This window comes from Exiguobacterium sp. R-17 (assembly GCF_049913315.1).
Taxonomy (GTDB): Bacteria; Bacillota; Bacilli; order Exiguobacteriales; family Exiguobacteriaceae; genus Exiguobacterium_A.
Map to the genome: position 1 here is coordinate 678041 of NZ_CP184372.1, position 25739 is coordinate 703779.

The 25739-nt window shown below is 44.8% G+C and carries 27 protein-coding genes; 11 read left to right on the forward strand and 16 right to left on the reverse strand.

All coding sequences use genetic code 11. The features are described from left to right. Nucleotides 1-5 precede the first annotated feature (5 nt). Nucleotides 6-1457, forward strand: coding sequence for a glycogen synthase GlgA (gene glgA / locus ACN9MT_RS03585; protein WP_426272780.1), 1452 nt, complete (start codon nucleotides 6-8; stop codon nucleotides 1455-1457). A 28-nt stretch (nucleotides 1458-1485) separates the two neighbouring features. Continuing rightward, nucleotides 1486-3909 carry a glycogen/starch/alpha-glucan phosphorylase gene (locus ACN9MT_RS03590; protein WP_426272781.1) on the forward strand — a complete coding sequence of 808 codons (2424 nt, stop codon included), beginning with the start codon at nucleotides 1486-1488 and terminating at the stop codon, nucleotides 3907-3909. A gap of 41 nt (nucleotides 3910-3950) precedes the next feature. Here ACN9MT_RS03590 and ACN9MT_RS03595 read toward each other — a convergent pair whose 3' ends face one another. Further along, nucleotides 3951-4769 (reverse strand): sulfurtransferase, encoded by an 819-nt coding sequence (locus tag ACN9MT_RS03595; protein ID WP_426272782.1) that lies wholly within the window; start codon nucleotides 4767-4769, stop codon nucleotides 3951-3953. Between the two features lie 92 nt (nucleotides 4770-4861). Here ACN9MT_RS03595 and ACN9MT_RS03600 point away from each other — a divergent pair, with 92 nt between their 5' ends. Both ACN9MT_RS03600 and ACN9MT_RS03605 read left to right on the forward strand, forming a co-directional pair. Beyond that, on the forward strand, nucleotides 4862-6598 hold the full coding sequence (locus ACN9MT_RS03600) for a phospho-sugar mutase (protein ID WP_056059933.1): 1737 nt from the start codon (nucleotides 4862-4864) through the stop codon (nucleotides 6596-6598). Nucleotides 6599-6735: 137 nt separating this feature from the next. After that, nucleotides 6736-7632, forward strand: coding sequence for an aldo/keto reductase (locus ACN9MT_RS03605; RefSeq protein WP_426272783.1), 897 nt, complete (start codon nucleotides 6736-6738; stop codon nucleotides 7630-7632). Nucleotides 7633-7802: 170 nt separating this feature from the next. Here the strand turns inward: ACN9MT_RS03605 and ACN9MT_RS03610 are convergent, their stop codons facing one another. From ACN9MT_RS03610 to ACN9MT_RS03630, 5 genes are all read right to left on the reverse strand, one after another. Continuing rightward, entirely contained in the window at nucleotides 7803-7991 is a 189-nt protein-coding gene (locus ACN9MT_RS03610) for a hypothetical protein (RefSeq protein ID WP_035409434.1), read from the reverse strand. Between the two features lie 141 nt (nucleotides 7992-8132). Next, nucleotides 8133-8783, reverse strand: a complete 651-nt coding sequence (locus ACN9MT_RS03615) for an amino acid ABC transporter permease (RefSeq protein ID WP_035409432.1) — start codon at nucleotides 8781-8783, stop codon at nucleotides 8133-8135. After that, nucleotides 8780-9547 carry a transporter substrate-binding domain-containing protein gene (locus ACN9MT_RS03620; RefSeq protein WP_426272784.1) on the reverse strand — a complete coding sequence of 256 codons (768 nt, stop codon included), beginning with the start codon at nucleotides 9545-9547 and terminating at the stop codon, nucleotides 8780-8782. The genes ACN9MT_RS03615 and ACN9MT_RS03620 overlap by 4 nt, the downstream gene beginning before the upstream one ends. Before the next feature lie 163 nt (nucleotides 9548-9710). Continuing rightward, entirely contained in the window at nucleotides 9711-10817 is a 1107-nt protein-coding gene (locus ACN9MT_RS03625) for an ABC transporter ATP-binding protein (RefSeq protein ID WP_035409428.1), read from the reverse strand. A gap of 117 nt (nucleotides 10818-10934) precedes the next feature. Further along, on the reverse strand, nucleotides 10935-11768 hold the full coding sequence (locus ACN9MT_RS03630) for a PucR family transcriptional regulator (protein WP_426272785.1): 834 nt from the start codon (nucleotides 11766-11768) through the stop codon (nucleotides 10935-10937). Nucleotides 11769-11846: 78 nt separating this feature from the next. Here ACN9MT_RS03630 and ACN9MT_RS03635 point away from each other — a divergent pair, with 78 nt between their 5' ends. Together ACN9MT_RS03635 and ACN9MT_RS03640 are read left to right on the forward strand one after the other, a co-directional pair. Further along, nucleotides 11847-12983 carry a DUF445 family protein gene (locus tag ACN9MT_RS03635; RefSeq protein WP_426272786.1) on the forward strand — a complete coding sequence of 379 codons (1137 nt, stop codon included), beginning with the start codon at nucleotides 11847-11849 and terminating at the stop codon, nucleotides 12981-12983. A gap of 20 nt (nucleotides 12984-13003) precedes the next feature. Continuing rightward, on the forward strand, nucleotides 13004-13378 hold the full coding sequence (locus ACN9MT_RS03640; protein ID WP_023467337.1) for a YlbF family regulator: 375 nt from the start codon (nucleotides 13004-13006) through the stop codon (nucleotides 13376-13378). Nucleotides 13379-13431: 53 nt separating this feature from the next. Here ACN9MT_RS03640 and ACN9MT_RS03645 read toward each other — a convergent pair whose 3' ends face one another. The 3 genes from ACN9MT_RS03645 to ACN9MT_RS03655 form a co-directional block, all read right to left on the reverse strand. Further along, on the reverse strand, nucleotides 13432-13644 hold the full coding sequence (locus ACN9MT_RS03645) for a YhzD family protein (RefSeq protein ID WP_035409422.1): 213 nt from the start codon (nucleotides 13642-13644) through the stop codon (nucleotides 13432-13434). A 58-nt stretch (nucleotides 13645-13702) separates the two neighbouring features. Beyond that, nucleotides 13703-14782: a DNA polymerase IV gene (gene dinB, locus ACN9MT_RS03650; protein ID WP_426272787.1), complete on the reverse strand. Its 1080-nt coding sequence runs from the start codon at nucleotides 14780-14782 to the stop codon at nucleotides 13703-13705. Nucleotides 14783-14845: 63 nt separating this feature from the next. Continuing rightward, on the reverse strand, nucleotides 14846-15751 hold the full coding sequence (locus ACN9MT_RS03655) for a magnesium transporter CorA family protein (protein ID WP_426272788.1): 906 nt from the start codon (nucleotides 15749-15751) through the stop codon (nucleotides 14846-14848). 104 nt (nucleotides 15752-15855) lie between these two features. On the opposite strand from ACN9MT_RS03655, the gene ACN9MT_RS03660 reads away from it, so the two are divergent. Then, nucleotides 15856-16776: an HD domain-containing protein gene (locus ACN9MT_RS03660; protein WP_029340932.1), complete on the forward strand. Its 921-nt coding sequence runs from the start codon at nucleotides 15856-15858 to the stop codon at nucleotides 16774-16776. Nucleotides 16777-16788: 12 nt separating this feature from the next. Next, nucleotides 16789-17820 carry an NADPH dehydrogenase NamA gene (gene namA / locus ACN9MT_RS03665; protein WP_426272789.1) on the forward strand — a complete coding sequence of 344 codons (1032 nt, stop codon included), beginning with the start codon at nucleotides 16789-16791 and terminating at the stop codon, nucleotides 17818-17820. A gap of 175 nt (nucleotides 17821-17995) precedes the next feature. Here the strand turns inward: namA and ACN9MT_RS03670 are convergent, their stop codons facing one another. The 5 genes from ACN9MT_RS03670 to ACN9MT_RS03690 all read right to left on the reverse strand — a co-directional run bounded on the left by ACN9MT_RS03670 (nucleotide 17996) and on the right by ACN9MT_RS03690 (nucleotide 21742). Beyond that, entirely contained in the window at nucleotides 17996-18616 is a 621-nt protein-coding gene (locus ACN9MT_RS03670; protein ID WP_052019077.1) for a hypothetical protein, read from the reverse strand. Between the two features lie 411 nt (nucleotides 18617-19027). Next, nucleotides 19028-19942, reverse strand: coding sequence for a peptidylprolyl isomerase (locus tag ACN9MT_RS03675; protein WP_035409413.1), 915 nt, complete (start codon nucleotides 19940-19942; stop codon nucleotides 19028-19030). 265 nt (nucleotides 19943-20207) lie between these two features. Beyond that, a complete protein-coding gene (locus tag ACN9MT_RS03680) occupies nucleotides 20208-20777 on the reverse strand; it encodes an HTH-type transcriptional regulator Hpr (RefSeq protein ID WP_035409411.1) in 570 nt (189 codons plus the stop codon). A gap of 83 nt (nucleotides 20778-20860) precedes the next feature. Next, on the reverse strand, nucleotides 20861-21202 hold the full coding sequence (locus tag ACN9MT_RS03685; RefSeq protein ID WP_214856756.1) for a hypothetical protein: 342 nt from the start codon (nucleotides 21200-21202) through the stop codon (nucleotides 20861-20863). A 114-nt stretch (nucleotides 21203-21316) separates the two neighbouring features. Then, nucleotides 21317-21742 carry an HIT family protein gene (locus ACN9MT_RS03690; protein ID WP_290748603.1) on the reverse strand — a complete coding sequence of 142 codons (426 nt, stop codon included), beginning with the start codon at nucleotides 21740-21742 and terminating at the stop codon, nucleotides 21317-21319. A 130-nt stretch (nucleotides 21743-21872) separates the two neighbouring features. On the opposite strand from ACN9MT_RS03690, the gene ACN9MT_RS03695 reads away from it, so the two are divergent. Continuing rightward, entirely contained in the window at nucleotides 21873-22925 is a 1053-nt protein-coding gene (locus ACN9MT_RS03695; protein ID WP_426272790.1) for a TcaA second domain-containing protein, read from the forward strand. 57 nt (nucleotides 22926-22982) lie between these two features. Here the strand turns inward: ACN9MT_RS03695 and ACN9MT_RS03700 are convergent, their stop codons facing one another. After that, nucleotides 22983-23234 (reverse strand): GlsB/YeaQ/YmgE family stress response membrane protein, encoded by a 252-nt coding sequence (locus ACN9MT_RS03700; protein ID WP_023467348.1) that lies wholly within the window; start codon nucleotides 23232-23234, stop codon nucleotides 22983-22985. A gap of 33 nt (nucleotides 23235-23267) precedes the next feature. Then, nucleotides 23268-23516: a GlsB/YeaQ/YmgE family stress response membrane protein gene (locus tag ACN9MT_RS03705; RefSeq protein ID WP_035409405.1), complete on the reverse strand. Its 249-nt coding sequence runs from the start codon at nucleotides 23514-23516 to the stop codon at nucleotides 23268-23270. 316 nt (nucleotides 23517-23832) lie between these two features. Here ACN9MT_RS03705 and ACN9MT_RS03710 point away from each other — a divergent pair, with 316 nt between their 5' ends. Both ACN9MT_RS03710 and ACN9MT_RS03715 read left to right on the forward strand, forming a co-directional pair. After that, nucleotides 23833-24567 (forward strand): ABC transporter ATP-binding protein, encoded by a 735-nt coding sequence (locus ACN9MT_RS03710; RefSeq protein WP_035409404.1) that lies wholly within the window; start codon nucleotides 23833-23835, stop codon nucleotides 24565-24567. Beyond that, the gene (locus tag ACN9MT_RS03715; RefSeq protein WP_426272791.1) at nucleotides 24564-25700 is read left to right on the forward strand and encodes an ABC transporter permease; all 1137 of its coding nucleotides are present in this window, start codon (nucleotides 24564-24566) and stop codon (nucleotides 25698-25700) included. Before ACN9MT_RS03710 ends, ACN9MT_RS03715 begins: the two co-directional genes overlap by 4 nt. Nucleotides 25701-25739: the final 39 nt, after the last annotated feature.

The following is a 25739-nucleotide window of genomic DNA, read 5'->3' on the forward strand; positions in this document are numbered from 1 at the left end:
CATTCATGAAGGTATGGTTTGCTGCCACGGAAGCGACACCCTTCATCAAGACAGGGGGGCTAGCTGACGTCGTCGGCTCGCTCCCTTTAGCGCTTGCTGAGGAAGGGGCAGACGTTTCGGTCGTCTTACCCAATTATGGTCAAATCAAGGAACAATACAAATCAGAGATGGAGTTTTTATTCGACTTCATCGTACCAGTTGGCTGGCGACAGCAATTTGGTGCTGTCCTTCGATTAAAACAAGATGGTGTGACGTTCTATTTCATCGATAATGAGTACTATTTCAAACGCGATGGTGTCATTTATGGACATTACGATGATGCGGAACGATTTGCGTATTTTTCACGTGCCGTTCTTGAGATGATTCAACATCTCGATCGGAATGAAGTACCGGACGTCATCCATTGTCACGATTGGCAAACAGGTGTAATTCCAGCGTTCCTACGGATCCATTATCAGCACCTAGAGCGCTATCAAGACATTAAAACGGTCTTTACGATTCACAATCTACAATATCAAGGTGTTTTCCCGGAGGAAGTACTCGGTGACTTACTTGGATTGAGTCATGAACACTTCACAGCCGATGGTATTGCTCATAACGGTCTCGTCAATTATATGAAGGCAGGACTCGTCCATTCCAATCAAATCACGACAGTCAGTCCATCATATCGTGATGAGATCATGGATCCGTATTACGGTGAGACGCTTGAACCCGTCTTACAACATCGCGCTGTCGACGTACGCGGAATCTTGAATGGAATCGACTATCGTCAATTTGATCCTGCACATGATACGCATCTCGTTGAGACGTATTCGGTCGATACCGTCACGGAAGGAAAGGCGAAGAACAAAGCTGCCTTACAAGAAGAACTAGGTCTCCCCATCAATCCGGATGTACCATTGTTTGGTTTCGTTTCTCGTCTCGTCGACCAAAAGGGGATTGATTTGCTCGCGCATATCTTGCCAGATTTGTTTGAACTCGATGCGCAGTTCATCATCCTTGGATCAGGTGAAGCGGAATATGAAGGGTTGTTCCATCATGCGACATCGATTCGTCCAGACAAAATCGCTTCTTACATCGGGTTCGACGTTGGTCTCGCGCAACGAATCTATGCGGGCAGTGACGCTTTCTTGATGCCTTCGCGTTTTGAACCATGTGGTCTCAGTCAGTTGATTTCGATGAAGTACGGCTGTTTACCAGTCGTCCGGGAAACAGGTGGTCTTCGTGATACGGTCAAGCCATTCAATCAGTTTACGTTAGAAGGAAATGGATTCTCGTTCGCGAATTATAATGCACATGAGTTTTTAGAAGCGATTAAACGTACCATTGAGGTCTATCATGATCGCCCGGTCTTTGAGCACTTGATTGAGACGGCGATGAATGAGGATTTCAGTTGGTTGCGTTCAGCCGACGAATACTTGGCGTTATATCGTTTGATTGCACCGTCCGCCACTTGATCGTATCACTGGGAAAAGGAGTTACGTCATGTTCAAAGATAAAGAGAAGTTCAAGGAGAGGTTTACGGAACGATTCGTTTCGATGCATGGCAAGGCAATAACGGAAGCAACAGAAAACGATATCTATCAGACACTTGCTTATCTGGTACGTGAGACGGTCACGACCGATTGGTTACGGACAAAGGAAACATATACCCATAAAAAAAGTAAGCAAGTCTATTACTTTTCACTCGAGTTTTTGCTCGGACGTTTCTTGTATAATAACCTATTAAGCCTTGACGTCTTAAAGGATGTGGAACGGGGACTGGAAGAACTCGGATATCAGCTCAGTGACCTGACAGAAGAAGAGCCGGAACCAGGACTCGGAAACGGAGGTCTCGGTCGTCTCGCAGCCTGTTTTCTTGATTCCTTGGCTGCGCTTGGTCTACCGGGACATGGGAACGGTATCCGATACCAATATGGTCTGTTTAAGCAAAAAATCATCGATGGCTATCAAGTCGAGCTACCGGATAACTGGCTGAAGAACGGAAACATGTGGGAAATTAGACGTTCTGATAAAGCGGTCGATGTTTCATTCGGTGGACATGTGTGGCTCGAAGAAGTCGGTGATGGGTATCGCGTCCATCATGAACCGACTGAAATCGTCCGTGCTGTTCCGTACGATATGCCGATCGTTGGCTATCAAAACAAGGTTGTCAATAACCTGCGACTCTGGAGTGCTGAGTCTCCACTCGATGATGATGAATTACTTAGTCAATACCGTGGGAATTATAAAGATTTACTGGCACATAAACAATCGATTCAGACGATTTCAGAGTTCTTGTATCCGGATGATACGACGTACGAAGGAAAAGAACTCCGTCTGAAGCAACAATATTTCTTCGTCTCTGCAGGATTACGGAGTATCTTGACGTCCTTTAAAAAACGAAACCATTCATTGAAGCAACTCGGGAATCATATTGCCATTCATATCAATGATACGCATCCGGTCGTCGCGATTCCGGAATTGATGCGGATTCTTGTTGATGAAGAAAGGTTTGGATGGGAAGAAGCATGGCGGATCACGAAGAGTGTCATGTCGTTTACGAACCACACGTTATTATCAGAAGCACTTGAACGTTGGCCGGTTGATTTGTTCCGTCGCTTGTTGCCACGCATCTATCTCATCATCGAGGAAATCAACCGACGCTTCTGTAAAGATGTGCTGGCGAACTATCCACACATGGAAGCACATATGCGAGATATCGCCATCATCGCGGACGATCGGATCAACATGGCGAATCTGGCTGTCGTCGGCACGCATTCAACGAACGGTGTCGCTCAGATTCATACTGAGATTCTGAAGCAGCGCGAGATGCGACTATTTTATGAGATGTTTCCGCTTCGATTTAATAATAAGACGAACGGGATTACACATCGTCGCTGGCTTCTCTCATCTAACCCAGCACTGGCAAACCGTGTGACAGAAGCGATCGGGGATGGTTGGATTCAGCATCCGTCCGATTTGCAAAAATTGACGAAATGGGCAGAGGATTCAGCACTGCAGAAGGACATCGCCGAGATCAAGCTTCAGCGTAAGGAAGAATTAGCGTTGCTCATTGAAAAGGAAACAGGTATCGTCGTTGATCCAACCTCGATTTTTGATGTTCAAGTCAAGCGATTGCATGCGTACAAACGTCAACTCTTAAATGCGTTACACATTCATTCGCTCTATTATCGTCTGAAGGAAGACCGTTCCTTTACGATGACACCGCGGACATTCATCTTTGGTGCAAAGGCAGCGCCAGGCTATCATTATGCAAAAGAAGTCATTCGTTATATCAATGCGTTAGCTCGCTTAATTAATCAGGATCCAGAGGTCAGCCCATACTTGAAAGTCGTCTTCCTAGAAAACTATCGTGTATCGCTTGCTGAAAAGATTTTCCCGGCAAGTGATGTCAGTGAGCAGATTTCGACTGCCAGCTATGAAGCCTCTGGAACCGGCAATATGAAGTTCATGATGAATGGCGCTTTGACGATTGGAACGCTCGACGGAGCGAACATCGAAATTCGAGATGAAGTTGGGGATGCGAACATCTTCATCTTCGGCTTAACGCCGCAGGAAGTCATGAATTATAAGCAATACGGCGGTTATAGTGCGTATGATCAATACAGTGCCCAACCCGAGTTGCGACGAATCATCGATAGTCTCGTCGACGGGACATTATTTGCTCCGGGTGAATTCCAAGCAATTTACGATTCATTATTGACGTATAATGATGAGTATCTGATCCTGAAAGACTTCATGTCGTATCAACAAGCACAGGAACGTATCGATCGGATGTATCAGCAACCGGAAGAATGGTATAAACGTGTCATTCTTAATATTGCTCGGTCAGGTGTGTTCTCAAGTGATCGAACGATTAAAGAGTATGCGAATGCGATCTGGAACATCAAACCAATTCAACTCTAAACAAAAAAACACTGACAGATATTTCTGTCAGCGTCTGATGTTTACGAACGGGAGACGTCTTCACCGCGGCTGACCCAATCACTATAAGAGCCGGCGTAGAGCCGGACATCGGTTTTCCCGAGTGAGTGGAGAGCGATGACATTGACGCACGCTGTCACACCGCTTCCGCAGTAGAGGATAGGTGCCGTGACCGGCAGGATGTCGGCGTATAGTTCTTTCAAATCTTCCGCGTCTCGTAAACGACCATCTGGTGAGAGTGCTTGTTCAAAGTAACAATTTATGGCACCCGGAATGTGTCCGGCGACATGATCGAGTGGTTCGATTTCTCCGCGATACCGATCGGGCGCTCGGGAATCGATGACCAGCGTTTCTGTCAGCTGATCCTTTAGCTCTTCGAACGAGACGAGCATCTCGTCTTGGAAACGCGGCGTGTACTGAGAGGGTTCATAAGTAAAAGTCTCGTCTGTAACCGGAAGATCGAATGCTAGGTAAGAGGAGAATCCGCCCTCGAGAACGACGACACGCTCATGTCCGATCCATTTAAATAACCACCACGCACGAGCGGCATACGGAAAACCATCATCATACAAAACGACGAAGTCTTCCGGGGTCACACCATGCTGTTCCAGTGTGTGTTGCCACGCTTCTTTTGAAGGAAGCGGATGCCGACCGCCGACCTCATCGATTGGACCAGAAAGGTCAGTCGTTAAATCCAGGTGCTGTGCACCTTCGATGTGTTGTTCCAAGAAAGCATTTCGTCCATATTCAGGTTGTTGTAAGTCATAGCGGCAGTCAAACCAGCGAATCTGATCCGTACGGACGAGCTGTTGAAGGTCTGCCATTTGAATCGTAGGAAACATGCCTCATCACCTTACCCTTTCTAGTGTTAATCATATGAAAGGTATCGCATCATCGCAAGTCTTACCCTCATTCAAAAAGGAGTCGATTTACTATGTCATGGAAAGAAACCTATCAAAAATGGGATCAGTTCGCTGATCTTGACAGTACATTAAAAGAAGAACTCGTCACGCTAGCAGCGGATGAAAAAGCAGCTGAAGAAGCATTCTATAAAGAACTCGAGTTTGGAACAGGTGGTATGCGCGGGGAGATCGGTGTCGGAACGAACCGGATGAATGTGTATACGGTTCGAAAAGCATCACAAGGGTTCGCAGCATTCATTAAGGCATCAGGAGAAGAAGCGGCAGCAAAAGGAATCGTCATCGCACACGATTCACGCCATTTCTCACCAGAATTTGCGCTGGAGGCGGCACGGACGCTCGCAAGTAACGGTATCAAAGCGTATCTGTTCGACGGTCTACGTCCGACACCAGAACTTTCGTTTGCGGTTCGGTCTTTACAAGCAGCGGGCGGGATCGTCATCACAGCGAGTCACAACCCACCAGAATACAACGGCTATAAAGTGTACGGAGACGACGGTGGACAACTTCCACCAAAAGAAGCGGATGAACTCGTATCGTACGTCAGTCAAATCGAAGACGAGCTGTCGATTGAACTTGAGCAAGAAGAGGTCCTTCGTGCGAACGGTTTAATCGTCCGTGTCGGTGAAGAACTTGACGAAGCGTATCAAGAAAAATTACAGACGATTCGTGTCTTACCTTCAATCCAATCGGAATTAGCCGATCCACTAAAAATCGTTTTCACTCCACTTCACGGAACAGGTCTTGTACCGGTAACAGAAGGCTTGAAACGTTACGGTTTCGAACACGTGACAGTCGTCAAGGAGCAAGCAGAGCCAGACGGTGCATTCCCGACCGTGACGTCACCGAACCCGGAAGAACATGCTGCCTTTAAGCTGGCGATCGAATACGGAGACCGTACAGATGCCGACATCTTGATTGCGACGGATCCCGATGCTGACCGCGTCGGAGTAGCAACACGTGATGCAGACGGAGAATGGACAGTCTTGACAGGGAATCAGACGGGGGCATTGTTGCTTGACTACATCCTTTCACAAAAAGCGGCGCAGGGGACACTACCAGAGAACGGATTTGTTGCGAAGACAATCGTTACTTCAGAACTAGGTGCGTTGATTGCACGTCATTATGATCTCCATGTCGAGAACACGTTGACAGGCTTTAAGTTCATCGGGGAAAAAATCAAACAATACAATGCATCGGGTCAATATGAGTATCTCTTCGGCTATGAAGAGAGCTATGGATATCTCATCGGGGACTTCTGCCGCGACAAGGATGCCGTCCAAGCGTGCTTGTTAGCTGCTGAGATGGCTGCGTATCACAAAAAAGAAGGACGGACGCTATATGAAGCATTACAGTCGATTTACGAGCAGTTCGGGTACTTTGAAGAGTCACTCCGCTCTCTGACGCTCAAAGGGAAGGATGGCGTGGCACAGATCGGTCGTATCATGGATACGTTCCGTGAGAATCCACCAAAACAAGTGGCTGGAGAACAGGTCGTCTTGTTCGAGGATTATGATGCGAGCATCGCTCACGATCTGAAGACACATCAACCCTCACCGATCAATCTGCCAAAATCCAATGTCTTGAAGTTCACGCTCAGTGATGGATCGTGGTTCTGCCTTCGTCCATCGGGCACGGAACCAAAAATTAAGTTCTATTTCAGCGTCACGTCACCAGATGCTGCTGAGACGACACGAAAACGTCAGCAAATCGAAGATGAAGTCATGCAGGAAGTCGAGCAAATTCAATAAGTCCTAAACAGGATTCCGTCGATGACGGAATCCTGTTTTTTGTCTTAGAGCATTGAAAATTGAAATTCGTGCAACCGTTACCATTTTGAGGTACAGTAAACGAGATAGAGTTCATACGATAGAGGAGTGGAAGAAACATGGAACGGATTCAGCTAACAGAAGATTTATCATTCTCACGGATCATTCATGGTCTGTGGCGATTGAATGAATGGGAAATGACGAAGGAAGAGCGTCTTGAATTGATTGAAGCATGCCTTGCTTTAGGAATTACGACGTTTGATCACGCAGATATCTATGGCGATTATACGAATGAACGCTTATTCGGGGAAGCTCTTGCCTTAAAACCGGAATTACGTGACCGGATGGAGATCGTCACGAAGACGGGCATCAAGATGAAAGGGAATCATTTCTCGGATCAGTCATTATCGTTCTATGATACGACGAAAGAGCATATCATCAAACAGGTCAATCGTTCCCTGCAAGAACTCGATGTCGAGTACGTCGATACGTTGTTGATTCACCGTCCAGATCCATTGATGGATCCGAACGAGATTGCAGAAGCGTTCGTTGAGCTGAAGGACGCGGGTAAGGTACGGACATTCGGTCTATCGAACCATACACCTGCACAACAGAGTCTTATACAATCACGCTTACCGTTCATGCTCGTGACGAACCAACTCGAGTTATCGGTTTCGGAACTGAAACATTTCGAGGATGGATCCGTCGATCTGTGTCATGAAAATGAGATGCCATTGATGGCATGGAGTCCGCTTGCGGGCGGTCGTCTCTTTAAGGACGAGCGATACGCACCGTTACGTGAAAAATTAGCTGAGATCGCTGAAAAGATCGGGGCAAAAGAAATCGACGAAGTCGCATATGCATGGTTACTTAAACATCCAGCACGTATCATGCCGATCATTGGTTCTGGTAAGATTGAACGCATCGAATCTGCTGTTCGTTCGACGAATCTGTCGTTGACGCGCGAGCAATGGTTTGAGATTTTGAAGGCATCACGAGGTCGTGATGTCGATTAATCTAGACTGTGAGACAGAAATAAACGCATAAAATATTTTCTGTTTAAGAAATGAAGCGAGAGGATCGACCAGTACACGATCTGGAAACGATCCTCTCTTTTATGAATAGAGTAACAGTAAACAAAAAAAGTCCCATCTCAAGGGGGAGGAGAGATGGGAGATCTATGAGGTTAAGCTTCTAAGCGAAGCATCTCCTGACGATATTTATCTAAACGATCTTTACTTGCTGACATGCCAGCTTGGTCATTGGCTTGAATCGCATCGAAGAGCGTACTGAGCTCATAATCGATTTCGAGACGTAGCACTGGAATTCGCTGCTCTGCATCTTGTCTACGGAAAGCTTCAATTACTTGTTTCATCTCGGCCACGCTCCTTTGTAATTTGTCAGATAATTCTGATTTTTATTAGTATACTTGATTATTCCCGGATTGACTAGTGCTAAACCTCAAAAAATCTAAAAAAACACACTTGAAATCCTAACGGTTTCAAGTGTGAAAAATTCATTCTGGAATGCTGAAACGTGCTTCTAAACGATGTTGGACGCTTTGAATAAGTGTTGACATGATCCAGTAAATTGCAGCGGAGAACAAAAGTAGCGGCATGACGAGGTATGTCGTCGCTGAAATCTGGTCAGAGACGTACGTTAATTCCTCGACAGCAACGATCGTACCGAGTGATGTCGACTTGATGATATCGATGACAGAGTTCGAAAGCGGTGGAATCGCCCGAGATAGTGCTTGCGGCAAGATAACGTCCTTGAATGTCTTGCGACGCGGAATTCCAAGTGAGTCAGCAGCTTCCCATTGTCCACGATCGACAGAGGAGATGGCAGCGCGGAACGATTCCGAAATATATGCGGAAAAGTGAAGCGACAAACCGAAGGCAAGTGCTTGGAATCCAGTCAATTGAAGCGTGACGAGACCATTATAAAGAATCAAGATTTGCAACAAGAGTGGCGTTCCGCGGAAGAACGAGACGTATAAACGTGCAAAACCGCTGAAAACGGCAACGCGGCTATCACGCATGACGGCAAGAATCAACCCGAGAATAAGCGCAAAGACGATGGCGAGACCACTTGCTAGAAGGGTCGTGCCAATCGCCTTTGCGTAGACGTCCGAGTTATCTCGGACGATCGTCAGTAATTCACTCACTTACTGATATCCTCGTTGAAGTACTTCTTACCGATTTTTGCAAGAGTGCCGTCTTCTTGCATCTCAGCGAGTGCTTTGTTGAAGTCTTTTGTATACTTGCTATTTTTCGCCATCATGAAGCCTGATTCGTTCTTGTCAAATGTCTTATCAACAGCTTTAACTTTATAATTAGTTTTTTTCAACTGCGTCAAAACGAAGAGGCGATCGTTCAGTGCTGCATCAACGCGACCTGCTTCAAGATCTTTTAAGACTTGGTTCGCACCTTTATAGTATTTTACTTTAGCGCCTGCTTTTTCAGCCGTTTTTGCATAAAGTGAACCTTGTGTCGAACCGACTGTCTTTCCTTTTAAGTCGTCGAGTGTTTTGATGTCGTTCGTTTTATTGTTGACGATGATCGTTGAACCAGAGACTGTATACGCATCAGAAAAAGCATACTTCTTTTTTCTATCCTTGTTTATGCCCATTTGGTTCGCGATGACATCGATTCGTTTTGAATCAAGTGCCGGGATGAGTCCTTTAAAGTCCATCGCTTTGTAATCGACTTTATAGCCGGCACGTTTTGCGACTTCGTTCATGACGTCTACGTCATAACCTGTCAATTTTCCTTTTTCTTTATAAGTGAAAGGTGGATATGTTGCTTCTGTACCGACTGTAATGACTTTTGACTCTTTATCAGAACCTGCGTTGTCGTTCGAAGCGCCGCATGCTGCAAGCACCCCCGCTGTCGATAATGCTGCTACAGCTAATTTTAAACCGTGTTTCATAGCGCTCTCTCCTTTATAAATGAATGATTTCAATTCCTAGTTTTCGAATAGGATTAATTTTAAGCTACAAGCAGTATCATACAAAGTTACAGGAACGTCTGTCAATAAAAAAGACTGCCCTTAAATGGACAGTCTGAAACATCATTACTGATCGGTGATGTGATTAACGAATCGTTGCTTCGGTTGAAGCATCGAAGAAGTGTGCTTTTGTCATATCGAAGAAGAGATCGAGCTGTGATCCCATCTCGACATGTGAACGTGAATCGACACGTGCCGTGAATGCTTGTTGTCCGACTTTTGAGTAGAGATAAGACTCTGCTCCCATCAATTCGGATACTTCGATATGCGCTGGAAAACGATGCGCTGTTTTAGTGTCTTGGTAGATCAATTCCGCATGAATGTCTTCTGGGCGAATTCCGAGGACGAGATCTTTATTCGTGTAACCGCGGTCGCGGAGAACTTTCATTTTTCCTTCTGGTACTTCGAATTTCTCTTCTGTTCCTGAAACATGGAAGAGACCGTCTTCTGCCAGTTTACCTGTCAAGAAGTTCATCGATGGTGAACCGATGAATCCAGCAACGAACATGTTATCCGGATGATCATAGACTTCCTTCGGCGTACCGACTTGTTGAATGATTCCGGCTTTCATGATGACGATCCGTGTCGCAAGCGTCATCGCTTCCGTCTGATCGTGCGTGACGTAAATCGTCGTCGTCTCAAGACGTTTGTGTAACTGAATGATCTCCTTACGCATTTGTACACGTAATTTAGCGTCCAAGTTCGAGAGCGGCTCATCCATTAAGAAGACTTTAGCATCACGAACGATGGCGCGACCAATCGCGACCCGTTGACGCTGACCACCAGAGAGTGCTTTTGGCTTCCGCTCGAGATATTCTTCAAGACCAAGGATACGAGCTGCGTTATCAACGCGTTGCTTGATTTCATCTTTCGGGAACTTCCGAAGCTTTAATCCGAACGCCATGTTATCGAAGACGTTCATGTGTGGATACAAAGCGTAGTTTTGGAAGACCATCGCGATATCGCGATCTTTTGGCGCTACATCATTCATGCGTTTACCGTCGATGATAAAGTCTCCACCTGAGATTTCTTCAAGTCCAGCGATCATCCGGAGTGTCGTCGATTTCCCACAACCAGATGGTCCAACGAAGACGATGAATTCCTTATCTTTAATATGCAGATTGAAATCATCAACCGCTTTTGCATCACCTGAGTAGATTTTATCGATATGTTCAAGACGAATTTCAGCCATGTTGTAGTTCCCCCTAGTAAATGATGAAATAATAACGCTTACAAGAAATAGTATAAAAGAAGTCAGGTAGTCTGCCTATGGACAACCTGACTAAATGCAAACGTTTTCAATTAGGCATCATGCTACAAGTAACAAGGTATAAAGAAAAGTGGCCCCTTCAAACGACCGAACATCGATTTCTGTCTGTTCCGTTAAGCGGTCAAGTCGATACTGGAGACTGTTCCGATGTAAGTATAGATGTTTTGCTGTCAAAGAGACATTCAAGTTAGCTCGGCAAAAAGCGAGGATCGTCTCACGAGACTCTGGCTCGAGGGACAGGATGAACTGATCGACGAGTGTTGCCCGATATCGGTCATCTAGACTTGCAAGACGAGTCATGGCAGGTAAAAAACGTTCGATTTGCATAGAAGGGACGGAGGTAAGCGCTGCTTGTTCGAGTTGGAACTGAACGGCAATGTCGCCGGTAGCACGCTGTTGACCAAGCAACACCTTACCATCGAGCACAAAATCAGATTGTAGTGCTAAAAATAAATCGTGTAGTTCTGCCTCAATGACGAATTCTTCTCGTTCGATGATCGTAAAACGATGAGTACTGAAAGGAATGAGCGTACTCGTCTGCGAAAAGAAAGAAGAGAGCAGTTGTTGGATTTCCTCACTCGTACGTTCATCAGTTGGATTAAATAAAAAGTGGACAAGTCGAAATGGTCGATCTTCCACAGCATGAGCAGATTGGAGACGTTCTCGCCATAGATCGATATCTGACCGCGACGTCGTGATGATGCGCTCGGCAAATACATCAAGCAGTTGTTGTTCACGGTCGGAGATGGCAGTCGTCTTGATCCCAAAACAAAGCCCATCTGTAAGACGATATACGCTATACTGTTCCTGGCAATACAGATTCGGATCGGTCGTAAGCTGGTCATTGAATACAGTCATCAGTTGTCGTAACACACGGCATCACTCCTAAATCGTACATAACTAACTATCTCGACTTTACCATAAGTCGAAAATCGGAAGGAATGATAACTTATGTCAGACACTTTGTTACTTGTGTTGAAGCTTGTTGGAATCGTCATCATCGGTGCCCTCATCGGAGCGGTCACGAACCACTTGGCGATCCGAATGTTGTTTCGACCACTTGAACCGAAATACATCGGTACATTTCGTGTACCATTCACGCCGGGTCTGATTCCTAAACGGCGGGATGAACTAGCAGCGAATCTCGGACGGACGGTCGTCAAGCATCTCTTGACGCCAGAAGGAATCGGGAAACGTCTCGCGTCACCAGCTGTTCGTGGAGCCGTCACGCGGCTTGTCGAACAAGAAGTCATGAAATGGACACGCTCGGAAGAGACGACGGAAGCGTGGATTAGTCGATTCATCGACGAACCAAAACAACGGATCCAAGGGAAGATCAGTTATCACTTGGATCGGGAGTTTTCGAGTCTGATGAATAAATGGCGCGAGCAATCCGTACGCGACTTGATCGGAGAAGGCGGAGAACAAAAAATCGAGGAAGTCATGCCAAGACTCGTCACATCTGTATTGCACCAAGCAGAGGTATATTTTGATGGACCTGAAGGACGTCTGCAACTGGAGGAGACTGTTGCTCGTTTTATCCAACAGCGTCTCGGAGGTGGGATGTTTGGGATGTTACTCGCGAACGTCAACGTCGTTGATATGATTCAGCCGGAGCTGAAACGGGTACTTCAATCAGAGTCAACGTCTCAATTCATTCTTGCCTTATTACGTCAGGAATGGCAAAAGGGGCTGGATCGTCCGCTGTCGTCTTATCTGACAGAAGAGACCGAGTCACGGATTCGACAGACTGTCAAAGAACAGATCATGGCACGTTTACCGATTGAATCGATGCTTGCTACACCGTTACGCGTCTGGTTGAATCCACTCGAGTCACAACTACTCGAGCAACATGTACCTGTCGTCATCGATCACCTATTCGAACGGACGACGAATCAAATCGGACAGATCCTACAGACGCTCGACCTCGAAACGATCGTTCGAGAAGAAGTCGATTTGCTTGATACTGCGTATCTCGAGGAAATCGTCTTATCGATTTCCAAGCGGGAATTCCGTGCTATCACTTGGCTTGGAGGGTTGTTAGGTGGTTTAATTGGATTGATACAGGCGGGGCTTTATCTCGTCTAAACAAATTGGAGGTTTTACTCATGGCAGAAACAAATTTATACGATCACGCGTACACGCTGGAGCGTGCATTACGCGAAACTTCGGAGTACACGACATTAAAAGATTTGTATACGCAAGTTAACGCAGATCCGGAATCAAACGAATTGTTCGCGTCGTTCCGTAACATCCAACTCGAATTACAACAAAAACAGATGCAAGGTGAAGAAATTACACCAGACGATATGGCGTCTGCCCAAACAAAGATGCTTGAAGTACAAAACAACCCATTGATCAGTCAGCTGATGCAAGAAGAGCAACGGATGCACACGATGTTGACGGAAGTCACACAAATCATCATGAAGCCGTTAGAAGAGCTCTATGCGCCAATGATGGAGCAACAAGACGACGTGCAATAAGTAAACAAAAGGAAGACGTGCCAGCTGGCGCGTCTTCCTTTTTCATGTATCGCTCAAGATGAAGCAGGGACGATCCGTCGCAAGTAGGCGCGCTCGAAATGAATCAAACGGCCTGAACGTGTGACGCGAGCGGCATGATGGGCATAACCACTCTCATTGAGGCGTCGAATCCCTTCTTCTCGTGCCTGTCCATCCGACTCTGCTTCGAAGACGTCATCGAGTAACGTTTCACCACGATCTGAAAAGACTGTAATCGTATACTGCATACTTGTTCCTCCCTTGTCTGATCGGTCTTGTACTTAGTATAATGAATATCCGTTCATTTTACAAGCGCAAGTCCAAGTCCTGCCACGTCAGCTGTCTCGCAGCGGGAGGAGTAGTCAGGTGACTGACCGTCATACCAATCAAGCGGATCGGTCCGTCAAAGGTGATGCCATTGAACAGTTTCGTTGTTTCCTCAAGTAGTCGTTCTTCGTCCGCCGTCTCTTCTGAAAATGTATGCCGTTTCGAGCGAGACTGGAATGTATCGGTCTTCCACTTGATCGTGATTGTTCGGCAGACGAGTTCTTTTTTTTGAAGACTCGCAATGACGGATTTTGATTCTCGAATCAACGTCTCAAATATCGTATCGATATCTTCCGTGTCTTCTTCGAAGGTCGTCTCAGAACCAATCGATTTTCGTTCGCGTTCCGGACGAACCGGGCGTTCATCGATCCCATGCGCCATCGCATGCAGTTCCGTTCCCCGATCGCGTCCGAGTATTGCTCGTAATTGTTCGACGGGCATTGCTTGGACATCCGCGACGGTTTCAATTCCTTGTTTTCGTAACGCTTGTTCTGTGACTTTTCCGACGCCATGTAAGTCTCCAATTTTCAATGGAGACAAGAAGTTGAGAACTTCTTCTGGTGGGACGACCGTCATCCCGTTCGGCTTCTCGTATCCGGAAGCGACCTTCGCGACGAGCTTAGAGTTAGAGACACCGGCAGAGGCTGTCAGACCCGTTCGTTCTTTAATTTGTTTTAGGATATATTGCGCGATATACGTCGCACTTTTTTGATCGAAATAATTTTCCGAGACATCGAGGTACGCCTCATCAAGCGAGAGAGGCTCGACGAGCGGTGTCACTTCTCGGAAAAGCGCCATGATTTGCGCACTGACAGCTCGGTAGACGTCAAAGCGGGGGCGAATGAAGACCGCACGAGGGCAGAGCTGAAAGGCGCGTCTTGACGGCATCGCGCTATGGATGCCGTATTTCCGTGCTTCATAGGAACAGGTCGCTACGACACCTCGGGCATGAGGCGGTCCACCGACGACGACGGGAACACCTTTTAATCGAGGACGATCGCGTTGCTCGACGGAAGCGTAAAAGGCGTCCATATCAATATGAATGATTTTTCGTTCCATCGTACAAGCGTCTCCTTTCAGTGGATATGATACAATTAGTATAACGAACTTATGTTCTGATATCTATTTTTTTGGTCGACTGTTCTTTGGCATCCGAACAAGAGCGCCTAACCATCCACGCCAGCGCATCCAGTAAAAGATACCACTAGTCGATAAAAAGATTAGACCGAGGGATATGGCGTAACCATATTTCCATTCTAGTTCCGGCATGATTTTAAAGTTCATCCCCCAAATCGCACCGAGTGCCATCGTCGGTGTCGCGACAGCAGTGAAAATCGTTAGTGCCTTCATGATCTCGTTTCCACGGAAGTTCGAAACGGTCGTCGATAAGTCGAGCAGGACCTCGATGTCTTTTTGATAGTGTTCAATGAGCATCAATAGACGGCGGACACGTTTCGTAGCTAGTTTTAAGGAAATGTCCTCAAGGTATGAATCTTCTTCGAGAAACGACTCTTCGCCAGCCATGACGAGCTCTTGAAACGGAACGATCAAATCGGACCAGTTCTCAATCGTGTCGCGCAGCGCGAAGATGCTATCGAGCGAATCTTCATTGATGCTGCCACGCAGTTCATCTTGTCTTGAAAACAGTTCCGTTTCAAACTGATCGATACCGGCGAAATACGTATTCAACTGTAAAGCGAGAATCGTATAAAAAGCAGCGAACGGATGCGCGGGAGAATAGGGAGCGACCAGTGTCACAATCGATTCCGACAATCCGATTGTGATCAGTTTTTCTTTCGTCACGTAAAAACAAATCGAGCGACGGTCACTTTTGTCGACGGGATTTTGCCATGTGACGACAGCACCATAAAGAACCCCTTTTTCTGAACGCGTGAAGTTCATATCTTTCGATCGCAACTGCGTGATCCAGTCCATTTCGGATTGGTCGACGGCAGCCGTCGGAAATATTTGTTCATAGTCAGCTAAATCGAGATAGCGGGACCAATTAAATTGAGGTTCCAGTTCCATGTTCATGACTCCCATATAGTAGAATGAAATAGTATATGCCTTAAGTGTAGTCAATGGAATATAAAAAAGACACCTATTTTACAGATAAAGGACGTGTTTCAAGAATGAAAGGAATCGGGAAGTTAGCAGTTGGAGAAACGCTCGATCAACGAGCGATGATCAAGCAAGCAGTCAAAGGAATTGCAGCAAATGGGAAACCATACCTGACGCTCATCTTGACGGATAAGACAGGCGAAATCGAGACGAAGATGTGGGATACGAGTGACCTTGAAAAATATGCGCCAAAGTCAATCGTTCATGCTGCTGGAGAAGTCATGGACTATCGAGGCCGGACACAACTGAAGCTCAAACAAATTACGGTCTTAGAGGAGACGAATGTCGAGGACTATGTTCAATCAGCACCTATTCCACGAGAGCAGATTGAGACGGAAGTACTCGCGTTCGTAGAATCGATTCAAAACAGTGACATGAAAAAGCTCGTCAAACATTTGATCACTTCACGATTTGACGCCTACTTCACGCATCCGGCAGCGGTCAAGAACCATCATGCCTTTTACTCGGGACTGTCGTACCACGTCCTTTCGATGTTGCGCTTAGCGGATCAAATCGCTCAACTCTATCCGACCTTAAACCGTGACGTGCTAATCAGTGGCATCATTCTACACGATTATGCGAAAATCAAGGAGTTATCCGATCCGGTTGCACCGGAATATACGTTGCCTGGTAAACTCGTCGGTCATATTACGATGATGGTAGCGGAACTCGAAAAAGTCGGAGCAGAATTACAAATTGACGCAGAAGTACTGACTGTCTTGCAACATCTTGTCTTAAGCCATCATGGACGACCGGAATGGGGATCTGCTGTAGCACCACAAATGCGTGAGGCTGAAGTCTTGTTCTTGATCGATAACCTCGATGCGCGAATGACGATGATGGATCGTCTTCTTGAATATGTCGAACCGGGACAGTTCTCGGAACGATCATTTGCACTAGATAATCGTGCTTTCTACCGTCCGAAGCTATAAGGGGGAAGAAAGATGAAGACGAAGTTGTTTGATACGGTTCAACTCGGAACGTTGACATTCCGCAATCGGGTCATTATGGCGCCAATGTGCATGTACAGTGCAAAAGAAGATGGACTCGTGACGGATTGGCACGTCACACACTATGCAACCCGTGCAATGGGAGGCGTCGGTGGTGTCATTTTAGAAGCGAGTGCTGTCACGCCAGACGGTCGCATTTCAGCTGGGGACCTTGGGATTTGGTCAGATGCACATATCGAAGGATTACAACGAATCGCACAGCAAGTCAAAGCAGCGGGCGCAAAAGCGGGGGTCCAACTGGCCCATGCCGGGCGTAAAAGCACGACCGCAGAACCACCCGTCGCACCGAGCGCTTTACCGTTTGATGATACGTATATGCATCCACATGCATTGACACTTGAGGAAATCGCGACAATCAAACAACAGTTCATCGATGCAGCATTAAGAGCGGAACGAGCAGGATATGACTTCATTGAAATCCATGGCGCACATGGTTATTTATTGAACACGTTCCTCTCTCCGTTATCCAATATTCGAGAAGACCAGTACGGCGGATCGACTGAAAATCGGATGCGCTTGTTGTTAGAAATCATTGATGGAATTCAAGCAGTCTCACAGCTCTCGATTTGGGTCCGGATTTCAGCAGCGGATCACGCAACAGGGGGAATGACGGCGACGGATTATATTCCACTTGCGAAAGAACTAGCTGCACGTAACATCGATCTACTCGATTGTAGTTCTGGTGCTGTCGTCGCCAATGCGGTACCTGAAGTGTATCCGGGCTATCAAGTCAGCTATGCGGAAGAGTTGAAACGAGAGACAGGTATCGCCACGGGAGCGGTTGGATTGATTACGACAGCAGCTCATGCAGAAGAGATCGTCTGTAACGGTCGAGCAGATATCGTCCTGCTTGCACGTGAACTACTTCGCCAACCATACTGGGTCTATCATGCGGCAGCCGAACTAGGGGATACGGTTGCCTTGCCGAAACAATACGAACGGGCACCGATTCGGACGGTTCGCTAAAGTAATCATTTTTTAAGGGAGCGAATTAAAAGAAAGTATAGTTTAGGGAACTTCTATTATAGTTTTTGTTCACTATAAAAAGGTCGCAAAATTAGTTTTTTTATCATCTATGTTTTCCAATACAACAAACCCTCATTTCAAAAAAAATGAGGGTTTGTTGTATTGGAATTCTATTTTAACTTACTCCACCAGTTGTACTGCAATAAAACTCAACTGAGATATTATGTGAAGAAGTAAGACCATTTTGAGTATATTTTCCTCCAACAGTAATATCATAAGTTTTAGCTGCATCAATTAAATTTGCTGTGTACCCAGTTTGTTTCCAAGTTCCCTTTGAAGAAGTATCAGTAGAGCGAATTGAGTTTATACCTGAAAAAACTTGTCGCTTAGCAGATGATCTATACTCTGTATTAAAATCACCAGTTATTGCTATATTTACTGAAATTCCATTTGATTTAATGGTTTTTGTTTTTTTAGCAGTATCAGCAGACATTTTCATTGAGACATTATTAGATTGTTCAAATTTAGCATTAATACGCTTTTCGGCAATTTCTTTAAAACGTTTTGGTGTAATCCAATCGCTTTCTTTAAAAGATTTTTTTGGAGCTACTTCTAAAAGAGAAGTAGAAGTACTTTTATTAATTTTTTTTACTGTTAATAAGTATTGCTCATAATATGCATTTTTTTGCTGCTGTGATAATGCAGTTTGCTTTGAAGTTGCGTCTACGTTTCCCACTAGTGAAGCAGATAAAATACTACCTAAAGATAAAACACTAAGAACTTTTACAAATTTCATGATAAGACTCCTTTTTTATGTAAGTTTATGACTCTTACATAATTTATCATATCAAAAAAACTATTCCTATAGTTTTAGTTGGTATTTTTCTTAATTTTATCTTTTTAAGATAAAATTACTAATTTCTTATTTTTATCTTTAAATTAATATTTTTAATTTCAAATAATCTTGTTCTTAAAGTTAATACATTTAAATTAAATATTATTAAGTTAAAAATGTATAACTAATCTAGATATTTAACGAATAAATATACAAATTGCGAACATGGGTACTAAGGCTCTATAAAAAACAGCACTAATTATTGAAATGTGAATGCCTTAATCTGAAAAAGCTCTCCACAAAATGTACAGATTAATTCTTTAACCTGTACATCTTATGGAGAGTATATTGATACAAATGCTTCTTTTTTGATTACTGCTGTTGTTGCATCATTTGTTGTTGCATTTGTTGTTGTTCTTGTTTGTCTAGATCGAAAGCGTCTTTGAAGTCTTTGTTTTCGACTTTGACATTGTATTCTTTCATAAGTGAACGATAAATATCGTTCGGGTTGACTTGTGCTGCTTTCTCTTCAGCAAGTGCTTTTTTAATACGTGCTTTTTCTTTATCGAGTGTGAAGTTTTTCTTTTCTTTACGATCGACTACTTTAATGATGTGATAGCCGAACTGTGTTTTGATCGGATCGGAGATTTTACCTTCAACGCCATCCTTGAACGCGTAATCTTCGAATTCCTTGACCATCTTACCTTTTGTGAAGTACCCGAGGTCTCCACCTTTTGCACCACTACCTGTATCTGTTGATTTTTCTTTTGCAAGTTTCGCGAAGTCTGCACCTTTATCCAATTGCTTTTTGATGTCTTTTGCTTCTGACTCTTTCGCAACAAGGATATGGCTTGCTTTGACTTCGACTTTTTCTTGATCGAAACGCTCTTGGATTTCTTTATCTGTTACTTTGGATTTCGCAGATTTTGCTTCTGTTAAGAGCATTTGTGTGCGAAGTACTTTTTCGAATTCTTTTTCGTTCTTGATTCCAGCAGATTTCAGTGTTGAGCTGAACTGCTCTTTATCCGGGAACTGGTCTTTTGTTTTCTTGACTTCTGCTTCGACTTCTTTGTCCGTGACTTCCTTGCCGTATTTCTTTTCAAGCAATTTGTTCATCGTTTGCTGGAAGGCGATTTGAGCACCAGCTTTTTCGTATGCTTCATCTTGGACGTCAGCCTTGTTGACTTCGCCACCTTTGTAATTGATGACGGCTTCGTCATTTGATCCACATGCTGCTAACGTAAATACACTTGCGACTGCTGCTGCGCCTAACAATTTCTTTTTCATACATACACCCCTAATTTACCATTTATTTCAACCGTTTTATCATATCATATTCTCGTTTGGTTGACAGCTGTATCTTGTCATGCCAAAAGATACTTGCTCTTTTCCATGCTATCACATCCAGGTAGTCGGTTGAGGATAATTTTTATGGGAAATTGTGAGGGAAATAACGCTCTTGAGACATAGTAGTAATGTCCCTGTCATGAGGAAATAAGACCTAAAAAAAGCATTCTAGCTGAAGGCTAAAACGCTTTTGATGATAGTATGCTTATGCTTTTTTTATCGAGTCCATGACAGGATCTTGCGGACGGCGATCTGCTTCTTCCGTGATCATCTTCGATGTCTCGGCAAAGATGTCCATGAAGCTGTCTCCGTACAAACGACGCACGATTGCAGAAATATCCGTCAGTTCTGGGAACTTACCGTACAATTCCTGAAGAGGAAGAGATGCGCGGAAGACGCCATTTTCTTCGGGACGGAATGCTTGGATCGTCTCGAGTAAAAGTGATTCGCCTGCCGGTGTCAACTGGACATAGGTATTTCGTTTATCGGTTTCCTTTTTCGAGAACGTCAACAATCCGCGGTCCTCTAACTTCTTCGAGAAGTTGAATGCTGTCGAGACGTGCATGACACCATACTTCGCGATCTCAGAAATCGAGGCACCACCTAGGGCATGCGAAATCCATAAAATATGGTGTTCGTTGATGTTCAGATCAAAAGGCTTGATCCAATTTTGCCAATCTTTTTCTACCGTTTTCCATAGTGCTTTGCTTAATTGGACAATTTTATGGCTATACAATAATGCTTCTTGTCCAGGATATAACTTTTCGTGTTCCATATCTGACTCATCCTTTCGAAAGGTGACAATGGCTCAAACGCGCAAAATGCAAACTATACAAAAACAAATCGAAGCAACGGATCTTACTTTTGTGGAGAAAGCTGGTCTGCTTCCTGTTTCGCTTCATCAGCGAGAGACTGGATCTTCGTGAGCGATGCTTGGACTTCCGTTTGGTATTCCGAGACGCTCTGCATGACTTCTTCCTTGAAGTGCATACCAGACGCTTTTGCTGTCTCTACTAAGTTCTTGCCCTCGTGGGTCAAATCCTGCACATTCGTTACGATTGTAGAATAAGAATTTCGACGTTGATGACCGTTCGAAGAGTCGCTTTTCGTACCTTGGCGAAGCGCCTTCAGACCATAAAAAGTCACAAGTGTTAGCGTAGCACCAAAAGCGACCCAGTTACGGGCGGGACGCTTCGACATGATAAACCTCCTTTTTAATATTAAAATATTTGTTTCATATTATTTTACCGAAAATTGAATGAAAGAAACCTATTTCGGCAATATTTTTCTAAGAAGAGAAGAAAAAGAACAGCCTTAGATATGCGAAGCGATTGAATTTGCGAGCTCAGCCAATTCTTCTGCCGTATACTCGTCGTTATGGACTTCCCACTTCGCGCCGAATCCGTCTTGCTTATCGTGACGAGGAATGAGATGCAAATGGAAGTGTGAGACTGATTGACCCGCTACTTTTCCTGTATTGGATAGAAGGTTCATACCAGCTGCATTTGTCTCTTGTTGAAGCGCACGGCTGATTTGCGGAATCGTCGCAAACACGTCCTGTGCCTGTTCAGGCGAGAGATCATACATATTATCGGCATGTTGTTTTGGGATAACGAGCGTATGTCCTTTCGTCACTTGTGACAAGTCGAGGAAGGCGAGAACGGTTTCATTCTCAAATACGATATGACCAGGGACTTCTTTGCGAGCGATTTTACAGAAGATACATGATTCTTTTTGCATGGAACAGTCACTCCTTTGGGTAAGATAATATTAGTATACGGAAAGTTTCCGCCTTCCGCACGATTGACAGTCAACTTGAACCCGATACACTTAAGACCATACAGCTAATGGAGAAAAAGGAGCGAAGTGCATGGCATCACGAATAGCCTCAACGGCACAGAAAAAACGAAAACGACGTTTACTCATTGGTAGCGCCTTCATCGCCTGTCTGTTTTTGTTAGTTGCCTTTTGGTTTGGGCGCAACATGCAAGAGGCGGCAAAAATGGAGAAAACGGACGAGCGGCTTGCTACTCTATTGAAGGAAAAGGATCAGCGTGGATTCCAACAACTAGTCACGATGAACGATAAACCATTACCGATGAGTGAGGCGACACGACTCATTACTTGGTTGACGACTGAATCAGAACGAACAGATCGGGTCATCAAACAAGTCAAACAGGATCAAGACTCTGGTAAACAAGTAAAGGCACATCTATTTACGTTACAAAAAGAGGATGGATGGCTTTGGTATGACCGGTATTCTCTCGATCTGAATCCACAACGACTGATCGTTTCAAGTGATGTCCCTAAAACAGAAGTATCATTAGACGGGGAAGTCATTGGAACGATGGATGGAACATCACTAGAAATCAAGCGTTCTCCAGGAGAATATGATGTCCAGGTGAGTGCCGACCAATCAGGACAGACCGTTCAGGACTCAAAAACCGTTCAACTCGGTGATGAACCAAACACGGCAGTTGATTTTAAATTAGCTGATCAGTTCAATACGACTGTATCAAACGAATATGCAGTCGATATTAAAACATTACTTGAAACGGAAGTGAAAGCGCGAACTGGAAAAAGTATCGATATGATGACCAGCTATCTCGGGAAATCGCGCGACGCATTCGAGAACGCGTTCGGAACGCCTGATTCGACAGTTGCGAATCGAGCACGGTACGATGGATATGAAGTGACCTATCAGTCGGGACAGGTGGAGGAGTTATTAATCCGATTGAATAAAACTCCAGATGAATTGAAAGCTGTCGCCGGAAAACCAGAACGAAAGAAGCGAGAGCGCGTCGGTACGGTTTGGGAATATCCGTCTAGCTTTCTCGAAGGCGTGTTCGAATGGTTGAATTTACGATCGGAAAAACGTGTCTTCGAGCGAGAAGATGGCATGTGGTTACAAATAAAAGATTAAAGTATAAAAAACTAACGCATAAAAAATCCTCGGACATCATGTCCGAGGATTTTCTGTTTATCGTTTATTCACCGCACGGAGAATGAACGATACAATGAGGATGAGAATGATAGCTCCGAGTAAAGCAGGTACGATTGCGAATCCAGCAACCATTGGACCCCAATTTCCGAATAATGCTTGACCGATCAATGCACCAACGAAACCAGCGATGATGTTACCAATGATACCGCCTGGTACGTCTTTACCTAAAATTAGACTTGCTAACCATCCAATAATACCACCAACGATTAATGCCCATAAGAATCCCATTTCAAAACACTCCTTTTCGATTAAAATATATGATTACTTGCGTACTGCTCGGAGAATAAGTGAGACGATGAAGATCAAAATGACTGCCCCGAGAATAGCCGGAATGACTGCAAATCCGCCAATTTCTGGTCCCATTGAACCAAAGATAGCTTGACCAATCATCGAACCGATGAAACCAGCGATGATGTTACCGATGATGCCGCCCGGTACATCTTTTCCAATGATTAAACTTGCGATCCAACCGATGAGACCACCAACGATTAATGCCCATAAGAATCCCATTTTTAAACAACTCCTCTACATATTAGTTTTACCTGTTTTCAGGCAGTTATAAACACGTGTGAAAGTGAAAAAATTGAAATCATTCATTCATTGAAAGGACTAGAAGATTAGACCACTTGATAAAGATTAAATGAACGATTCATCGTTTTCACTTTCGTTTTGCATGTAAATCGTTTTCATATATTGATGTAACGATTACACTTAGAGTAATTGCCGAAAAAACAAGTATTAAAACATTATATTTTAAAAAATGAGGCACGAAGCTAGAAAGTCTAAGAAGATCTACCTTACGATGAGCTTAAAGGGAGTGGCAAACATGTTATTAGAGATCAAGGGTCTATCAGGAGGATACGGATCTAAAACAGTCCTTCATGATATCAATATTGAAGTGGATCAAGGGGAACTCGTTGGTTTAATCGGTTTAAATGGTGCGGGGAAATCAACGACGATTAAACACATCCTCGGTCTATTACCGGTCAAAACGGGATCTGTACGAATCAATAGATTGGATTTAGCGACGAACGAAACCGAGTATCGTCGTCAAGTCGCGTATATTCCGGAACAGCCGATGTTATATGAACAACTAACGTTACGGGAGCACCTTCGCCTCATGGCACAAGGATATGATGTCGAAGAAGCAGTAGCGATAGAACGAGCAAATCATTATGCTGAACGTCTTCGGATGACGAAACAATTAGAGTGGTTTCCAAGTGTCTTCTCAAAAGGGATGAAACAAAAAGCAATGATCTTGTGCGCCCTTGTCACGGGGAGTGAATTGTTGATCGTTGATGAACCATTCGTTGGACTTGATCCACTGGCAATCCGAGAGTTGCTTCAGATTTTCAGTGAACTCAAGCAGGACGGTAAAGGAATTTTAATGTCAACGCATATCCTGGAGACAGCCGAGCGCCACTGCAACCGATTCGTTCTCTTACATGAAGGACATATTGCGGCGGAAGGGACAACGGCTGCTTTACGAGCTCGCTATGGACTACAAGATGGAACGCTGGATGATCTGTACGTTGCTGCGATCGAGGAGGCAGAACGATGAATAGCCAGTCCTTATGGAAGGAACGGTATCAGGCGGCGATGACGGAAACAGTGAAATATACACGATATATGGCGAATGGTGGACTATTATTCACCGTCTACTTTGTTATTTTATACGCATTAGTCGTCTACGGTCGTTTCCTCGACCAACTCGATCCATCATTTCCAGGTCGATTCGTCATGGCAGCCTTATTTCTGATTCTGCCGCTCTACCGGACAAGTCGAACGTTTCTTGTCGAGGCGGATCAAGTGTTTCTATTACCCGTGTTAGCGAAGTTATCCAGTTTCATGCAGCAGGTGCGCGCATATAATGCGATTTTTGGTATCATTCGTGCCGTGATTCCGTTTCTAGCAGTCGTTGTTCTCTATGTTCGGACAGAACAGACGACACCGTTTGAACTTATCTTAATAGGCGTATCTCTTGCCCTATTCGGAGCGGCAGCGAATTTGTCGAAACTTGAAGGCATCGCACATCGAACAGTGTTATTGTATGCATTTGGAGCAGCACTACTCGTCATCATCGATATGGCGTGGATGTCGATCGTCGTTGCCTTGCTGTTAATGATCGTCCTTCATCTGAAGCGTCAGGATCATCTCCCGTTACGTGAATGGATTGCGCTCGAACGAGAATCACGTGATCGTTTTTATCGACTAGCCAACTGGTTCGTCGATGTTCCACATCTATCGGCAACGTATAAACACCGTCGTCTCTTAAGTAACATGGTCGAGCGGTTTCCGTACCAAGCCCAGACGACATTTGATTATTTGTATGTCAAACAGTTCATCCGGAGTGGGGACGGCATCGGATTGATTGTTCGTTTAACACTGATCGGGGCTGTGTTCATGTGGTTGGCGAGCGGTAACGTTTGGTTCGTTGCACTTGCGATTCCTGCATTTGGTGGATTAACGAGTTTTCAATTGGCGCCGTTTACGAAAGCAGTCGATCAGCATCTGTTGACTCGCTTATTGCCATTTGGGAATGCCGTACATGCTAAACGGAAAATCATCCGCTTCGCAGCAATCAGTCAATGCATCGTTTTGACGCTACTTGGATTCTTCTTAAGTGGATCCATGTATGTCGTTGGTGGGGCAGCCATAGCACTTGTAATTGGTGAATACTATGCCCGAAAATAATAAACAAGAAAGAGCCTACGCGATGGATGTTCATCGCAT

Coding starts and splice junctions, on each gene's coding strand:
- glgA (WP_426272780.1), top strand. CDS start 6: ATGAAGGTATGGTTTGCTGCCACGGAAGCGACACCCTTCATCAAGACA.
- ACN9MT_RS03590 (WP_426272781.1), top strand. CDS start 1,486: ATGTTCAAAGATAAAGAGAAGTTCAAGGAGAGGTTTACGGAACGATTC.
- ACN9MT_RS03595 (WP_426272782.1), bottom strand. CDS start 4,769: ATGTTTCCTACGATTCAAATGGCAGACCTTCAACAGCTCGTCCGTACG.
- ACN9MT_RS03600 (WP_056059933.1), top strand. CDS start 4,862: ATGTCATGGAAAGAAACCTATCAAAAATGGGATCAGTTCGCTGATCTT.
- ACN9MT_RS03605 (WP_426272783.1), top strand. CDS start 6,736: ATGGAACGGATTCAGCTAACAGAAGATTTATCATTCTCACGGATCATT.
- ACN9MT_RS03610 (WP_035409434.1), bottom strand. CDS start 7,991: ATGAAACAAGTAATTGAAGCTTTCCGTAGACAAGATGCAGAGCAGCGA.
- ACN9MT_RS03620 (WP_426272784.1), bottom strand. CDS start 9,547: ATGAAACACGGTTTAAAATTAGCTGTAGCAGCATTATCGACAGCGGGG.
- ACN9MT_RS03625 (WP_035409428.1), bottom strand. CDS start 10,817: ATGGCTGAAATTCGTCTTGAACATATCGATAAAATCTACTCAGGTGAT.
- ACN9MT_RS03635 (WP_426272786.1), top strand. CDS start 11,847: ATGTCAGACACTTTGTTACTTGTGTTGAAGCTTGTTGGAATCGTCATC.
- ACN9MT_RS03640 (WP_023467337.1), top strand. CDS start 13,004: ATGGCAGAAACAAATTTATACGATCACGCGTACACGCTGGAGCGTGCA.
- ACN9MT_RS03645 (WP_035409422.1), bottom strand. CDS start 13,644: ATGCAGTATACGATTACAGTCTTTTCAGATCGTGGTGAAACGTTACTC.
- dinB (WP_426272787.1), bottom strand. CDS start 14,782: ATGGAACGAAAAATCATTCATATTGATATGGACGCCTTTTACGCTTCC.
- ACN9MT_RS03655 (WP_426272788.1), bottom strand. CDS start 15,751: ATGGAACTGGAACCTCAATTTAATTGGTCCCGCTATCTCGATTTAGCT.
- ACN9MT_RS03660 (WP_029340932.1), top strand. CDS start 15,856: ATGAAAGGAATCGGGAAGTTAGCAGTTGGAGAAACGCTCGATCAACGA.
- namA (WP_426272789.1), top strand. CDS start 16,789: ATGAAGACGAAGTTGTTTGATACGGTTCAACTCGGAACGTTGACATTC.
- ACN9MT_RS03670 (WP_052019077.1), bottom strand. CDS start 18,616: ATGAAATTTGTAAAAGTTCTTAGTGTTTTATCTTTAGGTAGTATTTTA.
- ACN9MT_RS03675 (WP_035409413.1), bottom strand. CDS start 19,942: ATGAAAAAGAAATTGTTAGGCGCAGCAGCAGTCGCAAGTGTATTTACG.
- ACN9MT_RS03680 (WP_035409411.1), bottom strand. CDS start 20,777: ATGGAACACGAAAAGTTATATCCTGGACAAGAAGCATTATTGTATAGC.
- ACN9MT_RS03685 (WP_214856756.1), bottom strand. CDS start 21,202: ATGTCGAAGCGTCCCGCCCGTAACTGGGTCGCTTTTGGTGCTACGCTA.
- ACN9MT_RS03690 (WP_290748603.1), bottom strand. CDS start 21,742: ATGCAAAAAGAATCATGTATCTTCTGTAAAATCGCTCGCAAAGAAGTC.
- ACN9MT_RS03695 (WP_426272790.1), top strand. CDS start 21,873: ATGGCATCACGAATAGCCTCAACGGCACAGAAAAAACGAAAACGACGT.
- ACN9MT_RS03700 (WP_023467348.1), bottom strand. CDS start 23,234: ATGGGATTCTTATGGGCATTAATCGTTGGTGGTATTATTGGATGGTTA.
- ACN9MT_RS03705 (WP_035409405.1), bottom strand. CDS start 23,516: ATGGGATTCTTATGGGCATTAATCGTTGGTGGTCTCATCGGTTGGATC.
- ACN9MT_RS03710 (WP_035409404.1), top strand. CDS start 23,833: ATGTTATTAGAGATCAAGGGTCTATCAGGAGGATACGGATCTAAAACA.
- ACN9MT_RS03715 (WP_426272791.1), top strand. CDS start 24,564: ATGAATAGCCAGTCCTTATGGAAGGAACGGTATCAGGCGGCGATGACG.